The following is a 17,628-nucleotide window of genomic DNA, read 5'->3' on the forward strand; positions in this document are numbered from 1 at the left end:
ACTTTCCGAGTTACCCGCAATCGCCCTTGCCCGCCTCCTCCACAAGGTCGAGCAGTTCCTGTTTCGAATGGATGCCGAGCTTCGTGTAAAGGCTCTTGCTATGGCTTCGGATGGTGTTCTCCGAAAGGCAGAGCCTTTCGGCAAGGTAGGCGACATTGCGACCATGGGCGAACGCAACGAGCACATCGGATTCGCGGGGGCTCAGCTCGAAGCGTCGAACGATAGCTTCGCACCGCTTCTCGAGCGAGGCATCCGAGGCCGCAACCGCCTCCCCCGCAGCATCGGCCACCGCCTCGCCCGCATCTCGTTCCCCCTGGGGTTTCTCGCGACGCTGCATGCCGGCATACGCCATTGACAGCGCATAGAGCACGAGAAGTGCGGCAATGAGCGGGATGGGGGCGTCGAACACGCGGGCATGGTACAGGACAACGCTTGCCAGCGCTCCCGCCGCGAACGCGGCGTACACGATACCCGCGAACACCCCGAATGCAAACCGCACCTCTACGCCTTCGCTTTGGGCGGTCTCGAGACACGAGGGCATGATCATGGCGAACAGCAGCGAGAACGCGGCGTACAGGAGCATCGTGACGATCAGCTCGGTGCCGTTGAAGATGGAGAGCACCAGCAGCGCGGTGGCGATCACCGGAAACATGATGCGGTAAAGGGAGGTAATGCTCGGGCCCCGCACCCATGCTCCCGAGCCCAGCGGGCTGACGAGCACCAAAACGAGCACGGCCCCCGTAACGGCGGCGCCGATCGAGCTCGTAATGCCCACGGCGGCAACCATCTGCGGCACCGTCTGCAAGGCCATGGTCCGCGTGATCGCCACGGCGAACACGGTCGCGGCCACGCAGAAGATAGGGTTGCGGAGCGCCTTGAAAAGCGCATCGAGACGGAAAGACGCCTTGCCCGAATCCTGCACCGCACCTTCTTCCGCACCCGCCGTGCGGAAGGCGCATCCACCGACCTCCCCCGCTGCCGCACCCGATCTTCCCGTGCGTTCGAAAAAGCAGAGCAATGCCGTCGAGCCGACGGTGCTTAAAACGAACACCGCCTCGAGCACGAGCAACGGCGCCAAGGCGAGAACCGCGAATAGGATCGAATGGACGACGAGCGCCGCAAGAACGACTTTGACGACCTCGCCCACGCCGAGCGCGCCGAACGCCAGCTCCCACCGCATCAGCAGCGAGGCGATTCCCCCGCCCGCCAGAACGCCGAACGCGCATGCAGCCGCTTCTCCCGACAGGCTGCCCACCAAAGCGAGCACGATGTAGCTGCCGATGATGAGGGCGCAGGCAACCCAGGGGCGGGAAAGCACCTCGACAACGAGAGCCACCGACGGGGGGAGCGCCCGTGCGTACGCCAAAACAAAAAGCGCTGCGGCGATCGTGGCGAACAGCGGTATCGAGCACCATGCGAGCAGCGAGAGGAGTGTCAGCCCCGTTCGCTCCAAAAGCGGAAGGCCGCCCCAAATGGTCAGCATGCAGCAGAGCATGAACAGCGCAAAGCCAACGCTTGCCGCAAAGCTGCGCCGATGCTCCGAGACGTACTCGGATGCTCTGATCCTGCGTTGCGCCACGCGTCCTCCCGTCGCTCCAGCCGAAACGCATAGCTCCATTCTATATTAAGTTATTCCCTATTGAATTCACATAACGGGTGTGAAGCGCTTTCGTTTTCCAGTTGCTAGGATGCTAACCGCCTCACCAAGGCAGCATACACCAGATTCGATCGGCAGGGGTGCAAGGCCGACCGAACGCGAGGAAGGGAACAGCTATGAGTATCGATGCATCGTTCAACAGGCGCGACTTTCTGAAGATGGGGGCCTTCGCCGGCGCAGGCGCGGCCGTCGCAGGGCTTGCCGGATGCTCGGCACCCGCGAAAACGGATAGCAGCGCGGGCAGCGAACCGAGCGGGGCGGCTTCGGCGCCCGCCGACATCAAACCCGGCGACGAAAGCGCCATCGGAACCGCACCCGAGGTAGCCGATGCCGACGTGAAGGAGACGGTATCGTGCGACGTGCTCATCGTAGGAGCGGGCATCACGGGCGTCGCGGCAGCTCGCTCGGCGGCCGAAGCGGGAGCGAAGGTCATCGTCGTCGAAAAGAAGACGGGGATCAGCATCCACGGCTTCCAATGCGCTTCGGTGAACAATTCGATATCGAAAGAGCTTATCGGCGAAGTCGACGTATCGGAAATACTGTGCGAATACCAGCGCCGGAGCGTCGGCAGGGCCAACATGGCCCTGGCATCGCTATGGGCCAACTACTCGGGCGAAGTGCTCGATTGGTACATCGAGCCCATCGCCGACGAGCCCGACGAGATGTCAAACGTAACGCTCGCCTACTACCCCGTGCCGGCCGAACGAGCCGAAGCGAACGACATGTGCAAGACGTTTCTCGGAGCGATCGACTTCAAGGAGGACCCCGATAACGGCACCGGCTCGCTCACCTGGATCCACCTCGGCGAAAAGAGCCGCGACATCGCCCAGGACCTCGGCGCGGAATTCCGGTTCAGCTCGGCCGTCATCAAGCTCACGACCGACGAGTCGGGCAAAGTCAACGGCGGCTACGTGAAGGACAAGAGCGGGGCGATATCCAAAATCGAAGCCTCGAAGGGCGTCATCCTCTGCGGCGGCGGCTGCGCGCAATTCGGATGCGGATCGGAAGTCATGCACAAGGTATACGCGCCGCAGATGGTCAAGAACTACCGCATCGTCACCGGCGGCGAGCCGGAGTGGGAAACCATGTTCGAACTCGAACCGTTCGAGCTCGGCGGTACGACCGGAGACGCCCAGATCATGGCGCTGTGGGTCGGTGCCGCAATGGATCTTTTCGGCGACACCGCCATGGGATCATGCGAATCGGGCATCGGCGGCACGGTTGCGCTCTGCGTCAACCAAAAAGGCGAGCGCTTCTGGAACGAGGACATGGGCATCTGGGAAAAGCACGACCAGGTGATGAACCAGCCCGACCGTTGCTGCTACGACATCATCGACGTGAACTGGCGCGACCGCTTGCCCTACCAAGCCGCAGGGCACCGCAATCTCATGGTCACCGATCTGCCGGTAGCCATCGGCTACACAGGACCCGAGTATATCGAGGCGTTCCATGAAGCGTTCATGTCGTCGGTCGGCAAACCCGAAGGCGTCATCCCGAGGCTCGACCCCTATGCCGGACCGGTGTTCGGGGCGAACACGCTTGAGGAGCTTGCCGACCTCGCCGGCCTGCCGCGCGATGCGTTCATCGCGTCGGTCGAGCGCTACAACGAGCTCGTCGCCCAGAAGAAGGACGACGATTTCGGCTGCGACCCGGCCAAGCTCTTCCCCATCGATACGCCGCCGTTCTTCGCTTGCCGAGCCGACGTCGCTCCCGCCATGGGTGCCTACCTCGGCCTCCGGGCGAACGGAAAGCTCCAGATCCTCAGCAAGGAAGGCGACCCCATCGAAGGTCTTTGGGGCGCGGGCAACACCGTCGGCATGAAGTTCGCCCCGAGCTATTCGACGCTGATGTCGGGCATGAACCACGGCAACTGCATCACGCACGGGTACCTCGCCGGACTCTACGCCGCCCAGTCGTAGGGCACCTCGGCTGCAGGATCGAAAGATCCGTCCATGCGACCGAGACGATGCAGGGGCCCGCGCGCTTCAACTGCGCGGGCCCCGATTCGCCTTGCCTCGGCGCTGCTGCGCCGCTCTGCCCGGCCCTAGACTCCCTTGGCGGCGTTTGCGCCGGCGAGACGCCCGAACGACGTTGCCGTAGCCAAACTCAAACCGGCAACGACAACGGGCTTCTCGACGAGGAAGCGGCGGCCCATGCTATTGCCCGCGACGTAAAGGCCCTCGATCGGCACATCGTCGTCATCGAGCACGTGCATATCGAGATCGCACTCCAGACCGCCGAATATGTAGAGCATTCCCCCCACGGTAAGCGAGCACGCATAGTACGGGGGGTTCTCGACGGGAAACATCCTTTCCGCCATCTTGCCGAAATCGTCGTCATGGCCTTTGCGGCACAGCTCGTTGTAGCGGTCTATCTCCGCTTTCACCGTGGCTGCATCGAGCTTCATCTTCTCGGCTAGTTCCTCGATCGAATCGGCTTTCACCGTCGCTTGCTCCTCGACCATCTGATCGGTTACGTAGCCGAGCTTGAAGCCGTTCAGAACCGTTGCGTACTGGTCGACCTGATCGGCGGGAACGTAGTGGTTGATGTATCCGTGCCCATCGTTCATCGAACCGATCTGCTCGGGCCATTTGCTATCGAAGATCTGCCACGATTTTATTCCCGCATCCTTTGTTTCGCCGTCGAGGGCAACGGGTTGGCGAACGAGCGCATCGGTGATGTTCTGGCCGGGAATGTCCTCGTTCATGAAGCGTTTTCCGCGCGTGTTGAGCTGCAGGAAGCTGTCCACGCCGAGCACGCCGCCCATGTGGTGCGTCGTCGGGGCGTGGGGCCCGCGCTCCATGCGGCCGCCCGCCCAAATGCCCATGCGCTGACCGTCTCCGGTATTGACGCCGCCTTCGAAGATCACCGTTTCAGGGGCGTAGTATTGGCGCATCTCGGGATTGGCACCGTAGTCGCCGCAGGTGATGACAACCGATTTGGCGTTGATCTTAGTGTAGGCACCGTCAGCGCCTTTGGCATACGCCCCGACAACGGCATCGCCTTCCTTGATGAGCTGCTCTGCCGTGGTGCCGTACAGGACTTCCATACCCTTGTCCAAGGCGCTCATGCGAGCGGCTTCGCATGCCCAGCCCATATTCGGATTCGTCGTAACCGATCCGTGGAAATACGGGTAGTACTCCCTCTTGTAATCGTATCCCTCAAGCGGGGGGAACGCTTTCGGACGAATGTAGTTGGGCTTATGATCGCCGCTTTCAAGGTCTTCGGCCGTCGAATCGAGCACCTCGTAATCGGCACCCTCGATGAACCAATCGAAGTCCTCGCCCGAATGATCGTACCAATAGCTCCAAAACGACGCATCGGCACGCCAGCCGCATTCCTTTTCGATTTCGTTGACGATATCTTCTTTCGGAGCGAATTCGATTCCGAGATCTTTTTGCACTTTCGAACCGACGATGCCCCAGTCTCCCGCCATCGAGACGACGCTGTACGTATCCTCGGGCTGCTTTTCGACGGCGATGACCTTCGCGCCTTCGTCGGTCGCCGCCTTCGCGGCGGCGGTTCCCGCGAGACCGAGCCCCAGGATCAGCACGTCGCAATCTTTCTCCTCCGCCACCGCGCTCGGAACTTCCGGCTGAACGAGAAACGCCGGCGTCCCATCGGCTTTCGTCGTCTGAGCTGCTTCCGCGGAAGAAGCCGTCTCCTGCTTTGCCGGCGCGCACCCAGCCACCGTCGCGCCCGCAACAGCCGCCGCCGTAGCACCGAGTCCCAGAAACGCCCTTCGGCTCATTTGGTTGCCCATAAGTACCATCCTCCTCTTTTCCCTCAACGATTCGCGGCGCTTCGGCAGCCCGTCTCGGTTGCCGATTGCCTGCAGCGCATAACCTACGGGGTTTCGGCATCGACGGCTTCACCTACAAGGAGGTGAATTTCTCATTGAAGCAATTTCTTGTACCCTACCCGAAAGAGGTGAGTATTCTGACCTCTTTGCGTATGGTATGCTGAAGGCTTTAGGGGGTAGTTATGCAGGGGATACGAAGCGTACTGGCGGGGGGAACGCGAGGTGCCGCGTTCGTGTTCGGCTACGCGCTCTACCTCGCCTTCGGCTACACCCTCTTCCATCCGACAACGCTGTTCTCTGCAGCGAACGGCCATGTCGAGGAGCAGACGGAATTCTGGTTCCTCATCGCGATAGTCTCAACCCGCATTGCGGTCTATGCCGCCACCACCGTGCTCGCAGCGCTTCGCAAAACCCCGCCGCTCTCGATTTCGATAGCCGTTTCATGCATATCGGGAGCCATCGGGTTTCTCATCGTCTGCATGCTGATACAGTTTTCAGATTTCGCCCCCAACGCCGCCCTGCTCCCTTGGATGATATGCGCAGGAGCGTTCTTCGGCATCGGCGATGCGGTAGCGAACCTTCTGTGGGCCCGATTCTCAAGCGCGCTTTCGCTTCGGTCGGTGTATCTGTTCGCTCTGCTCTCGAACCTTGCGAGCCTTGCAGCGTACTTGCTTCTCGTGCTGCTCCCGCCGGCCTTCATCCTCCCTGCCACCGCAGCGCTCTTCGTATGCGCCGTGCTGTTCGCTAAACCGAGCATCGAATCCCGACCAGACCAGACAGACGAGTATTCGACGCCCGTGTTCAGAAGCGCTATCGCTTCGCTTTGGCGGCCAATTCTCGGAACCGCCATCCTGTCGTTTTTAAGTGCGCTCATGCTGCAAATGCCCGCTCAGCGCGAAATTCCCCTCGCTACGTTCCAGATGACATCGCTCGTTACGCAACCCGTCGTCATCGTCGCGCTTCTCGTACCCGCTCTCTTCATAAAAAGGCAGCCCGAGCTGAGCTCGGTCTACAAAGTAGCGCTGCCCCTCTCGGCGGCGGGTTTCCTGCTGCTTCCTCTAATCTGGAACGATGCGGGAGGCCTCGCAAACGCCTGCGCGCAGCTCGGCACGCTCGTTGCGAACATCATCCTGTGGTGCATGCTCGCCGATACGGTGCGCGACACCAAGCTCCCCGCCTCGCTCGTGTTTTCGCTTGCCTTGCTCGTCGTCAACGGCTCGCGCCTCGCAGGCACGCTTGTTGCGCATGCAAATGCCGAAACGCTTGCACGCGGAGACATCTCGCTGACGACGGTGGCGCTCGTTGCCGTATACCTCGTCGCCATGATTTCACTGTTTTTGCTCAAAGAAAGAAAGCGGCCGCACCCGACAGCGGAAACGCCCACGAGCGCGGAACCCCTCGATGTTCTCGCACTCAAGTGCAACGCGCTTGCCGATCGCGAGCGGTTTACCCCGCGCGAACGAGAAATCGTCCTCCACCTCGCCCAGGGAAGAACCGTGCACGCTATTTCGGAAAAGCTCTTCGTTTCCGAAAACACGGTCAAATCGCACATCAAGAGCATCTACTTGAAGCTCGACATCCACTCGCGCGCCGAGCTTATAGAAATCATCACCGCCGAAGGCGAGTAGCCCGAACGGGTTCTCGGCTCTCGCAACCGCCTCGCTCGACTGAGCGGCATTGCCTCACGGGCGTTCGCCCCGCGGGCTTTCGGCGTCCTTCGCATGCGAATTCACGGCACGGAGGCGTTTGATTCCCCGGATGAAGCGGTAGTTCAGGATATCCACCACACCTTTAATAACGTTCATATCGATGCCCGACATGGCTACCGCGCGCAAAGGGGTATCCATCGCCGCCCGATCGAACGCGGCGCGCATCTCCTTGTCGTCGGGAATGAGGGTCTTGAGCTCGCGACGCAATGCAGCCTGTACGAGCCTGCCGATAAGCGAGGTCCTCAGATCGCCGACCGTCGCATTCGCCGTATAGGGGCGCATCGCCGTCAGGACCTTGGGAAACGGGCGCCCGTACAGCGCGAGGAACGCCTCGTTGGTGAAGCACCCTGGCTCGACGCGGTGGTAGATGTCGGGCACCCCGTCGGAATGCCCGACCTCCCCTGGCACAAGCACCGTGTCGACGAGCCGCACGTCCCTGCTCGACGCCGAAACTCTGATCTCGTAACAGCCCCCCTCGACAATCCAGTCGCCCCGACCGGCATCGTAATGGGCAAATGCCCGATGAGGTAAAGCCATGGTTATGCGCTTCTCCTCGCCAGGCTCCAAGCTCACTTTCGCAAAGCCCTTGAGCTGCTGAGGCACCATGAACGCGCACGGATCGACGGGGGCAACGTAGAGCTGAACGACCTCCGCCCCTTTACGGGCGCCGCTGTTCCGCACGGTGCACGAGACATCAAAGCCTTCGCCCGCACCTTCGATGCTCAAATCGGAATACGCGAACGTCGTGTAGGAAAGGCCGAAGCCGAACGGATAAGCAGGTTCCACCTCGGCGGCATCGTAGTACCGATACCCCGTATATACGCTCTCGGTGTAAAGGGCTTGACGACCTGCGGCAGGGTACGAGTTCGCGTTCTGCACGTCGGCAAGGCGGTCGGGCCATGTTTCGGCAAGCTTTCCAGACGGATTCGCGTCTCCGAAGAGAATCGCCGCCGTAGCGCTTCCCCCCTCGCACCCCGCAAGATAGCTGAGAAGGATCGCGCTGGGCCTACTGCGCCACGGCAGTTCGACGGGGGCTCCCCCCTGAACGACGACGACCGTATTCGGATTGACGTCGCACACGGCCGCAACCAGCCGGTTATGGCCGTCGGGAAGGCCCATATCGGCCCGATCGGATCCCTCCGCCTCGGCCGCATCGGGAAGTCCCACGAACACGACCGCCACTTCGGCGCTGCGAGCTCGCTCGACCGCGGCGGCAAGCATGTCCTCGTCGGTTTCCCCCGTCTTCCGATCGTATCCCTGCGCGTATGCGCATGTCGCACCCCGAGAGGCAAACCCCTCGCGCGCGCAGCACAGGGCGACCGGGTTTATCTTCGATGAGCCCGTTCCCTGGTACCGAGGAGCTTCGGCAAACGCACCGATGAGCGCGATCGACGCATCGGCGGCAAGGGGCAGCACCCCGTCGTTCTTCACCAAGACGGCCGAGCCCTCGGCCACTTCGCGTGCAACGGACAAGCGGGCCTGCGCATCGCGTACAACGAATGCGGCCTCGTGGCGCTCGCACCGCTCGTGCAGCTTCAGTATTCGTTCGACGGCTTTGTCGAGCAGGCTCTCCTCAAGAGCGCCCGACTCGACGGCGGTGCGAACATCGGCGCGATAATCGGGCCGCGGGCCCGGCATAACAAGATCGAGACCGGCTGGAAGACTAGCCGCATTATCGTTTTCGGCGCCCCAATCGGTGATAAAAGCTCCCGCAAAGCCCCATAGCCCGCGAGCCACCTCGTCCATCAGGTAGCTGTTTTCAGAACAATAAACGCCGTTCACCAGGTTGTACGCCGTCATGACCGTCCAGGGATGCGCCTTCTCTATGGCAATGCGGAACGGCTCGAGGTACAGCTCGTGAAGCGCGCGCTCATCGATCACCGAATCGACGATCAGGCGGTTGGTCTCCTGACTGTTTGCCGCAAAGTGCTTGAGGGAGGTTCCCACACCCCTGCTTTGCACCCCTTCTACATACGCTGCCGCCAGCTCCCCCGCCAGATGAGGATCTTCGCTGAAGTACTCGAAATTGCGCCCGCACAGGGGGCTTCGCTTCATATTGACCCCGGGGCCGAGCACGATATCGACCTGCTGTTCGCGCGCCTCATCGCCGATAGCTTCCCCCATCCGCCTCATGAGATCGATGTCGAACGAGCAGGCCGAAGCGCTCGCCGTCGGGAAGCATACGGCTGGATCGCTGGTCGCAATACCGAGGTTGTCGGCTGGACCGGGCTGCTTTCGCAGGCCGTGCGGGCCATCCGCAACAACGAGGGGTGCCACACCGAGCCTCGGGCATCCACCGAGCGTCCAGTAGTCGCTTCCGGTAAGACAATCGCATTTCTCCTCGAGCGTCATCTTCGAAACGATGGCTTCGATATCCATAGGGTCCCTTCCGCCGTAAGCGCAGAATGCAGCCAGCTCGCAGCAAGCCCCATCCGCTCACGGCATTATCCCCCGCAGAGAGCCGCCCCGTCCACCCCGAATTCCCAAAGCGCGCTCCGCCGCGTTGGCGCAATGCCGGAAAGCGGGAGCCCGTTCGACGAAAAACCCAACGTACGGCTGTACGCAGCCGTACGCGACGAAGCGGTTAAGGAACATCCTGATAGATGACCTTTTCGCGAATATTTAATAGAGTTACTCGGTTCAAATGCCAGACGAATACCCGCAGCTGTAAGAGCTTGCTACAATCGGTGTCGATTCGGATACACCTCCATCGCTCGAGAAACGGGGACTCGTGGTCGCATTCGGCATCCCACTTTTCGTCGCATCCGTCATCGTCGCGGCTGGCTTACCCTGTCTGCTTATGAAAATCGACGAGAACGCCGGGCTTCCCGGGCGACTCAACCGCCACGCAAACAAACGGGGGCACGGGAGCCTGATACGGGTCGCCGCCGATCCTGCCACCCCGCCGGACCGAAGTTCCCAAAGGCGAATGACGTTCGAGACGCTGATAATCGGCACGGCTATCGTGCTTCTCTCATTCGCGGCCGAATGCGCTACCGCGAGAAACCACCAGGAAGCCTTTTTCAACCTTCTCCAAAGCGGGGCGTTCCCCCTCGCTTTTCTCGCAATAGCGATTCGGGTGCGCAAAGCGCTCGGTTTCGTTCGGGGCCTCTTCCGGGCCGCATTGGGAAGCCTGCTGTTCGGCGCCTTGTTCGCCAGCCCGTTTGTTGCAGTCGTAACGTGGCTGCAATACGCACCGCCGCTGCACGTCATAGGCGCCGTATCGCTGGGCTGCGCCATAGCCGGCATGGCAAGCGGCATCTACTTTACACCTGTCTACTGCAGATTCCATCGGATGTTCGAAGACGGATATTCCGATCGAATAGACGTTTCGCATCGAAGCTTTGCCTTTCACGAGCTATCGGCGATGAGCGGCGAGGCACCCTACCAGGTAAGCGATTTTTCCGCGCCGACGCGACTGGCTCGGAATCGCTGGAAGGCGGCGCGCATATGATTAGATTTTACGTACTCTTGGCAATTTCCTTGTTCCTGTACGCCGGCATCGGAGCCGTAATCACCTGGCTTTTGTTCCGAGTCGCCTGCTGCGTCGACGATGTCCGATACCTCGCCGACGCAGCTCAAGCGAACGGCAGTCCCGTCGAGCGGAGGAAATCCCCTTTGAGATACGCCATCGTCGTCGCTGGAATCTTTGCCGTGCCCACAACGTTCTGCCTTCTCACCAACATAAATCCCCTCGGATGGCTGTAAGCTCGCAGAAACGGCCCGTCTACGACGATTCGATCGAGGAAACGATGGCGGCGAACCGTGGGTCGTCGTGCGCGTCCGCCCATGCTGGATCGGTTTCGAGCATCTGGATCAGACCGAGCCGCCCGAATCCCGCCATGGTGTTTTCGAGGTATACCCTATCGTCGTCGGCTTCGGGACGAAACAGATGGCCGAGTCGATCGAAGAGCATCCCAGGATCGCGATCAAGCGAGAACAGCTCATCGGCGCGCCCCGCATCGCGCGCGAACTGTTCCAGTTGCTCGTAGGCCCGGTCGAGCTGCCCCATCTGCTTGTACGCCGACGCCGCAGCGAAGTGGGCAGACAGCTCGTAAGAGGGGTTGGCATCCGACAGGCCGAACAACTTGATCACGCCTTCCACAGCCGTGACGAGCGCATGCAGCCGTTCACCATCATGTCCGCAGAGTGGAATAAGCGCAGCACAGCTGTTTATCACGCCCGAAACGCTCCAATACAAGTGCTCCTGGTTGATCTCGATCGCCTTCTCGGTATCACCGAGCATTCGATACGCGGCAGCGAGGGATGGCTCGACCTCGAGCGGCGGCACGGTCTTGAGCCCCTCGAAACGCTCGACGGCCTCCTCGTAGCGGCCTTGCGTCAAAGCCATACCCGCGCCGACGAACCTTGCCGCCCTCACCATTTCGACGTCATCGGCGCATTCGGCAACATGCTCGTAGTACCCCGACGCCTCCTCGATGATCGACGGATCGGGCTTTGACGGATTGGCACGGATTGCCGCTGTGTACATCAGGTGCGATAGCTTGATCACGAGAGGCCAGCACGAATAATAGTCCTTGATGAAACGACGGCATTCGGCAATAGCCGTTTCGGTATCGTCGGGCAGAAATTGCGAGATCTCGGCAGCGAGCCGCTTGATGTCGCGCTCGCTCATCTGCGGCCGATAGGCGAAAAGCTCGTCGATCGTAACCGAGAAATACGATGCGATGCGCGGCAGCTGCGCTATGTCGGGCAAACTCTGCCCGAGTTCCCATTTCGAAACCGCAGCTTTGGTCACACCGAGATGATCGGCCAGATCGGCTTGCGTAAGACCCGCCGATTTTCTCAGCTGCGCTATCATTCTGCCGAGGTTGATGCTTTCCATGCCGCACCTCCGAAACGATCGCCCGCATCGACGGGCATATGCCCGTCCTATTCCAGTATGGGATATCGCAATAGTTGATGCAATGGAGCGATAGTTGACTTTTTGGCCTCATAGTCAAGCGGAGATTCGCTCCCGCACACTGCGGGAATTGTGCGCAGCAGGGGCCGAGCGCGTTGCGGAGCCGTGCGCGTTGTGTGGGCGGACGTCGCGGGGCCAGGCGCGTTGCGGAGCCGAGCGCGTTGCGGAGCCGAGCGCGTTGCGGAGAACCGATGAACGATGTCCGCGAACCGCCTTCGTGCGAGGGTTTTCGAACGTGCATTGCGCAACAGACAAGCGTTTTCCCAGTTCGCCGGTTCTTCGAACTCGGTTCAGCCCGAAAAATCCTCGCACGAAGGCGGTTCGCGGACATTAAGCTCATTGCGGGAGCCGCGCAGACGCAACGATGCATAACCTTCCAAGTCGGAGAACTCCGCAGCAGAACCCCAGGAAGTTTCCGGGAGGCCCTGCCATAACGCAGCCTCTCGAACCGTGCTTCTTTTCAAGCTGCGGACCCAATCCCCTATGGTCGCGCCGTCGAGCGGCATCGTTTCCCGAAAGCCCTCGACAACGCAAAGCGAGGCGACCTCAGCCGCCCCGCTTTTTCATAGCCGCTTTGCCTGCGAGCTACTTCAGCCAGTATTCGGTTCCGTCTTTCGTACGGCCCATGAAGCCGTAGTCGACCAGATAGCGACGCAGCATGCTGTAATCCTCGTACACGGCAGCGAGCATCTCGCGCGTCTCCGCCTCGGTGTATTTCTTGCCGAGCTCGAACAGCTTCGCAACCTCGCTCAGCACGACCACCTGCTTCTTCGCCTTCAACGGGTAGTGACGCAACCGGAGAGGCCTCATGCTCTCGAATTCGCTCTTGAGGATGCGCTCGCGCTCCTTCTCGGTAATCACGTAGCGGTCGTCCATCATCGTCGCCGTATTGGGGATGTCCACGATGTCGTCGGCTTTGCGCGCCTTGCCGCCATCGCCGAACACCTCTTCGTAAACGGCCAGGTAGTACTTCGCCTGCTTCGCCTTCTCGCGGAAGGTGAACTTCTGATGGCGAACCGTCGACGCCTTGATGCCGAGCTTGTTGGCGATCTCGTTGTCGCTCAGGCCCTCGCCGAACAGCGCGAGCAACTCCTTTTGCGTATCGGTGAACGTGTTGTATTTCGCACCGCCCTCGATGAGTTTCTTGAGCGAGCTATCGTGCTCGGAGGCGATGTGCTCCCTCGCCGCATACTCGGGAGTATAGTAGCGATCGCCGATGGGAAACACCTGCCCCCGCGGGAACATGCGCCCGCAGTAGTTGCACACGTGCGCCTTCTCGGCCTCGTCGTAGCGGTAGCCGTTTCTGATTTCTTCGATAGTCAATGTCCCATAATCCATTGCGTTTACTCCATTCATACATGCTGTGTTCGCTTGTTCTGTATTTCATAAACGTATTATGATTATGTTTATAAATATTGTCAACATGATACATATTGCATACATATGCGCAGAAGGACCTCGGAGTTTCCCCTAGGTCCTTCTTGTTCGGATCTTGCCGCTAGGCCCAACGGCAAGCGCACCGGGCCCGCATCCGGCACCGCGCCAACTAGCTTGCCGCTACGGTTTCGCCGACGAGCTTGCCCATGGTTGTCGCCCAGCCGATACTGATGCCCGCAATCGGCGTGCAGTACTGCAGAGCGAAACGGCCGCCGCAGCTATTCCCCGTAGCGTAGAGACCGGGTATAGGATCGTCATCGTAGTCGAGCACCTGCTGGTTTTTATCGGTTACCAATCCACTCAGCTCGACAAGCCCCAACTTGAACTCGCTGCTGTCGATGACCGATGCATAGAACGGCGGCTCGACGATAGGGTCCATAAGGAATGCGTCTTTGCCAAAATCCTCATCAACCCCCTTTTCGCACAGTTCGTTGTAGCGCTCGATGGAGGCCAGGAAGTTCTCCTTGGGCTCTCCCGACAACCCAAGGTTATCCGCCAGCTCTTCGAGCGTTTCGCCCGCATACGTCAGGCAGCCGCGAATCTTGTAGCCCTCGGTTCCCGTTCCCAAGACGTTGGGAATCTCCGCGTCGAGCGTTTCCAGGAATCCGCCATCATGAAAGCCGCCCGTTCCCGGATACACGTGCTCAGGCGCGTTCTTCTGAATGTACTCGCACCACGAAGCGTCCGCCACACCGTAAATCATGCCTTTAGGCTGGCGCATAACCTGAAACAAATTGCCCCAAACGCCCAGAATGCCCTCATTCATGAACCGCAAACCGTCCCGGTTCAGCTGCGGGAGCGCAACACCCCCGAACGCACCTGCGCCCATTGCGCGACCCATCGACGCGCGAGGCCCCGGCTCCATACGACCGCCCGCCCAACAACCGAGCTTCTGCCCGTCGCCCACACGCCCGCTTCCGACTATTTCGGCGTAATCCTGTTTGCGCGACTGCACAAAATCACGGTACTCGTCGTTCAACGCAAAGACCATTTCGGGATTTCCGCTGTAGTCCCCCGCCGCAATGATGACGCCCTTCGAAGCGGAGAACTTCGTATACGTGCCGTCCGAGGACATGCCGACTACCCCCGCGGCCCGATCGCCGTCCATGACGATCTTCATAGCCCGGCAATCGAAGTACCATGCTGCGCCAAGATCTTCGGCTGCCGCTTTCAGCGCCTTTGCCGCATCGGGCCAATCGGTACCCTCATCCTGAAAATGAATAGCCGACGACCAGCACTTGTAGCCCGATATTTCGCCAGGATACCCAGTTGGCTTCGGAACGCCGAAAATACCGCAGTTTTCAACGATGTCATCGCTGAGATGGGAAAGGATCCAATCGAGTACCGAACCGCTTTCCGAAGCGAACTGCCGGACGAGCTCGTAATTGCTGCGGTTCATGTTCCTGCGAGTCCAATCCTGGATGAACTCCACCTCGTCGATCTCGTCGCCACCGTGGGCTTTCGACCACGCGGAGTTAAGATGCCCTATATCGTGGCCCAAAAACGTATACACGTCTTCCGTCTGCGTTTCGAGAACAACCACTTTCGCACCCGCCTCGGCTGCCCCAAGGGCAGCGCAGACCCCGGCGTTTCCGCCGCCGATGACCACCACTTCCGCATCCACGGTTTCGACGATATCGGCATCATCGATCGCGGGTTCTTCCCCCAACCAATCGAAATACGTCAGATACCCCGCTTGCACAGTCGCGTTTTCCGCGACGCCCGCAGCCGAACCAGCCTCGGCGCTCGCCTCCGATGACGCACCCGACGGCGAGCATCCCGCCATACCGAATAGCGCCGCACCAGCACCGACAACCGCGGTTCCCGTTAAAAACGAACGCCTCGACAATCCCTTGCTTGCATTCATCCCCTTGTCCTTTCCTCGACGGATAGATTCAGCCAACTCGACCGAACACCACGGATAATGGCGATGCCGCCAAGGCGGCGCAACAAAATCCGACTGGCTGGCCGTCTGCTGCGACCGTCTGGATGCACGGAACAAGCAGACGTCGGTATACTGAGAGCAGGAGGCTGAAGATGTTCACACTTGCAATGGCCGAAGATTCCCACGATGACGCCCTGCGGGTAAAACTGCTCTTAGATCGCTGCATCGACGAGGGGTTGTCGCAGATATGCCTGCGCAGCTACGAGAATGGCCGAGAGTTGCTCGAACACTATACCGATGATGTCGATCTTGTCCTCCTCGACATCGACATGCCCGTCTTAGATGGACTCGCAACCGCCCATGCAATCCGGAAATTGGACACCACCGTTTCCATCTGCTTTATGACCAATTACGGACAGCTTGCCCCCGAGGGGTACGCAGTTGATGCCATGGGGTTCCTCATCAAACCGATAACCTATCGATCGCTTTATCAGATGCTCAAGAGAGCGGTCGAACGCAGTGCGCGGCGCCGAACGCACCTTATACCGGTTAAACAGGCAAAACAAACGCTTTTCGTCGATGCAAACGAGATCGCCTACGTGGAAACCGAACGGAAGAAAACCGTCATCCACACCACACGCGGTCCACTACCCTGCAGCGAACCCATGAAGGCGATCGAAGAAAAGCTTGCTGGGCATTCGTTTTTCCGCATCCACAACGCATATCTTGTAAGCCTCGCCCATATCCAAACCATCACGCCAACCGATGCCCTTGTCAGCGACCAGACTCTTCCTGTAAGCAAACACCGCAAACAGGATTTTCTTGCAGCATTGACCAACTATGTAGGGAAAACGATATGATCACCAATTACATGCTCGCCTACACCGATCCGTTCTGGATCGTCGCATCGGCCGCAGAGCTCGCCCTGCTCGTTGCCTTCGTTCGTCCGCTGGAACGCAAGCGCATGACGTCTATCAAGGCCGCATCGTACGGGATCGTCCTGTTCGCCCTTTGGCATGGCGTACATCTGCTCCACTTCGATTTCGTGTTCGATTTCATACTCAACATCGCAGTGATCACCGCATACCTCGCCCTTACGCGAAACACTCGCAATGGTCAATCCCTTTACCTTGCGTGCGTATTTCTCCTCTGCTCTGAGATTGGAAAAATCATCACTGTCGACGGCATCATGCAGCCGCTCTTCAGTGCGCTTTCGCCCTTGTCGACCATCGCAATCACGTCCATCTGGATAGCCCTTTACGTCGCCTTCGACGCCCTCGCGCTCTTCGCTATATCGCGATGGGTTTTCGGCGAGGGAGTAGGACGTCTTTCCTGGAGCCAAAGCCTGTTCATCCTTCTGCCGCTTATCCCCTATACCTACATCCGCACCAGCGGATACGTATACGATTCGACAAACCACACGCTGTACCAGGATATGGTGCTCATCCTTGTTCTCCTCAGCGTATGCACGATCGCAATCATCGTCGCAAATGCGCACAATCTTTCAGCGCAGATCCAACGCAACGAGCTTCTGCACATGCAGGCGCTCCTTCGCGAACAGCACATGCAGTATCTAGCGGGAAAAACAGCGGTCGATGCGGTAAACAGACGGTACCACGATCTCAAGCAGTACATCGGCAAAATCGAAGACCTCGGGCGAGGCGGATACACTCCCGACAAGCATGATATCGAGGAATTCGCCTCTGCCGTGAAGCAAGAAATCGAACCCCTTGCTTGCGAGATGCAGACAGGAAACGAAGTGCTTGACATCCTTTTGACCGAAAAGCGCAGAATCTGCTGGGACAACGGGATCAGACCAGCATTTTACGTTGACGGCAGCAAACTCGGGTTCATGAACAGCTTCGACCTATGCGCCATCGTCGGCAACGCGGTCGATAACGCCATAGAGGCCTCTCAGAAGCTTCCCTCAAACGAAGTGAAAGACATCTGTCTCACCATCACCTACACGAACGACCTCGCCGTAATCCAATGTAGAAACCAGTTTTCAGGAGCGATCGATTGCGAAACAGCCTCGATAGGAACGACCAAGGCCGATACGGAAAACCACGGATTCGGCATCAAGAGCATGCGGCTCACTGCCGAATCGTACGGCGGCTACCTTTCATGGGATATTGCAGACGATGAGTTCGTGCTGACCATCATGATCCCGATCGGCCCGAATGAGGTGATCGCGCGATAGCAAACATGCCGCCG

The 17,628-nt window shown here is 59.7% G+C and carries 12 protein-coding genes; 5 read left to right on the plus strand and 7 right to left on the minus strand.

Annotated features, from left to right (window positions below):
* Window positions 1-10: 10 nt before the first annotated feature.
* Window positions 11-1,579, minus strand: coding sequence for a helix-turn-helix transcriptional regulator (locus C1722_RS12365; protein WP_180995236.1), 1,569 nt, complete (start codon window positions 1,577-1,579; stop codon window positions 11-13).
* Between the two features lie 194 nt (window positions 1,580-1,773).
* On the opposite strand from C1722_RS12365, the gene C1722_RS12370 reads away from it, so the two are divergent.
* Window positions 1,774-3,576 (plus strand): FAD-dependent oxidoreductase, encoded by a 1,803-nt coding sequence (locus C1722_RS12370; RefSeq protein ID WP_102379691.1) that lies wholly within the window; start codon window positions 1,774-1,776, stop codon window positions 3,574-3,576.
* Window positions 3,577-3,701: 125 nt separating this feature from the next.
* Here C1722_RS12370 and C1722_RS12375 read toward each other — a convergent pair whose 3' ends face one another.
* On the minus strand, window positions 3,702-5,420 hold the full coding sequence (locus C1722_RS12375; RefSeq protein ID WP_102380379.1) for an FAD-dependent oxidoreductase: 1,719 nt from the start codon (window positions 5,418-5,420) through the stop codon (window positions 3,702-3,704).
* A gap of 221 nt (window positions 5,421-5,641) precedes the next feature.
* On the opposite strand from C1722_RS12375, the gene C1722_RS12380 reads away from it, so the two are divergent.
* On the plus strand, window positions 5,642-7,087 hold the full coding sequence (locus C1722_RS12380; protein ID WP_102379692.1) for a helix-turn-helix transcriptional regulator: 1,446 nt from the start codon (window positions 5,642-5,644) through the stop codon (window positions 7,085-7,087).
* Window positions 7,088-7,141: 54 nt separating this feature from the next.
* Here the strand turns inward: C1722_RS12380 and C1722_RS12385 are convergent, their stop codons facing one another.
* Complete coding sequence (locus C1722_RS12385; RefSeq protein ID WP_102379693.1) at window positions 7,142-9,547, minus strand: glycoside hydrolase family 3 C-terminal domain-containing protein; 2,406 nt, start codon at window positions 9,545-9,547, stop codon at window positions 7,142-7,144.
* A gap of 595 nt (window positions 9,548-10,142) precedes the next feature.
* Entirely contained in the window at window positions 10,143-10,505 is a 363-nt protein-coding gene (locus tag C1722_RS16710) for a hypothetical protein (RefSeq protein WP_146040683.1), read from the minus strand.
* A 113-nt stretch (window positions 10,506-10,618) separates the two neighbouring features.
* On the opposite strand from C1722_RS16710, the gene C1722_RS12395 reads away from it, so the two are divergent.
* Window positions 10,619-10,876 carry a hypothetical protein gene (locus tag C1722_RS12395; RefSeq protein WP_102379695.1) on the plus strand — a complete coding sequence of 86 codons (258 nt, stop codon included), beginning with the start codon at window positions 10,619-10,621 and terminating at the stop codon, window positions 10,874-10,876.
* Window positions 10,877-10,895: 19 nt separating this feature from the next.
* On the opposite strand, the gene C1722_RS12400 is transcribed toward C1722_RS12395, so the two are convergent.
* The 3 genes from C1722_RS12400 to C1722_RS12410 all read right to left on the minus strand — a co-directional run bounded on the left by C1722_RS12400 (window position 10,896) and on the right by C1722_RS12410 (window position 15,396).
* Complete coding sequence (locus C1722_RS12400; protein WP_102379696.1) at window positions 10,896-12,014, minus strand: helix-turn-helix domain-containing protein; 1,119 nt, start codon at window positions 12,012-12,014, stop codon at window positions 10,896-10,898.
* 663 nt (window positions 12,015-12,677) lie between these two features.
* Window positions 12,678-13,430: a DUF2087 domain-containing protein gene (locus C1722_RS12405; protein ID WP_102379697.1), complete on the minus strand. Its 753-nt coding sequence runs from the start codon at window positions 13,428-13,430 to the stop codon at window positions 12,678-12,680.
* A 208-nt stretch (window positions 13,431-13,638) separates the two neighbouring features.
* A complete protein-coding gene (locus C1722_RS12410) occupies window positions 13,639-15,396 on the minus strand; it encodes an FAD-dependent oxidoreductase (protein WP_102379698.1) in 1,758 nt (585 codons plus the stop codon).
* 170 nt (window positions 15,397-15,566) lie between these two features.
* Between C1722_RS12410 and C1722_RS12415 the strand changes: the two genes are divergently transcribed.
* Entirely contained in the window at window positions 15,567-16,274 is a 708-nt protein-coding gene (locus C1722_RS12415) for a LytR/AlgR family response regulator transcription factor (protein ID WP_180995237.1), read from the plus strand.
* Complete coding sequence (locus C1722_RS12420) at window positions 16,271-17,614, plus strand: ATP-binding protein (protein WP_102379700.1); 1,344 nt, start codon at window positions 16,271-16,273, stop codon at window positions 17,612-17,614. The genes C1722_RS12415 and C1722_RS12420 overlap by 4 nt, the downstream gene beginning before the upstream one ends.
* The last annotated feature ends 14 nt before the right edge of the window (window positions 17,615-17,628 follow it).

Source organism: Raoultibacter timonensis, from assembly GCF_900240215.1.
In the GTDB taxonomy this organism is placed as follows: domain Bacteria; phylum Actinomycetota; class Coriobacteriia; order Coriobacteriales; family Eggerthellaceae; genus Raoultibacter; species Raoultibacter timonensis.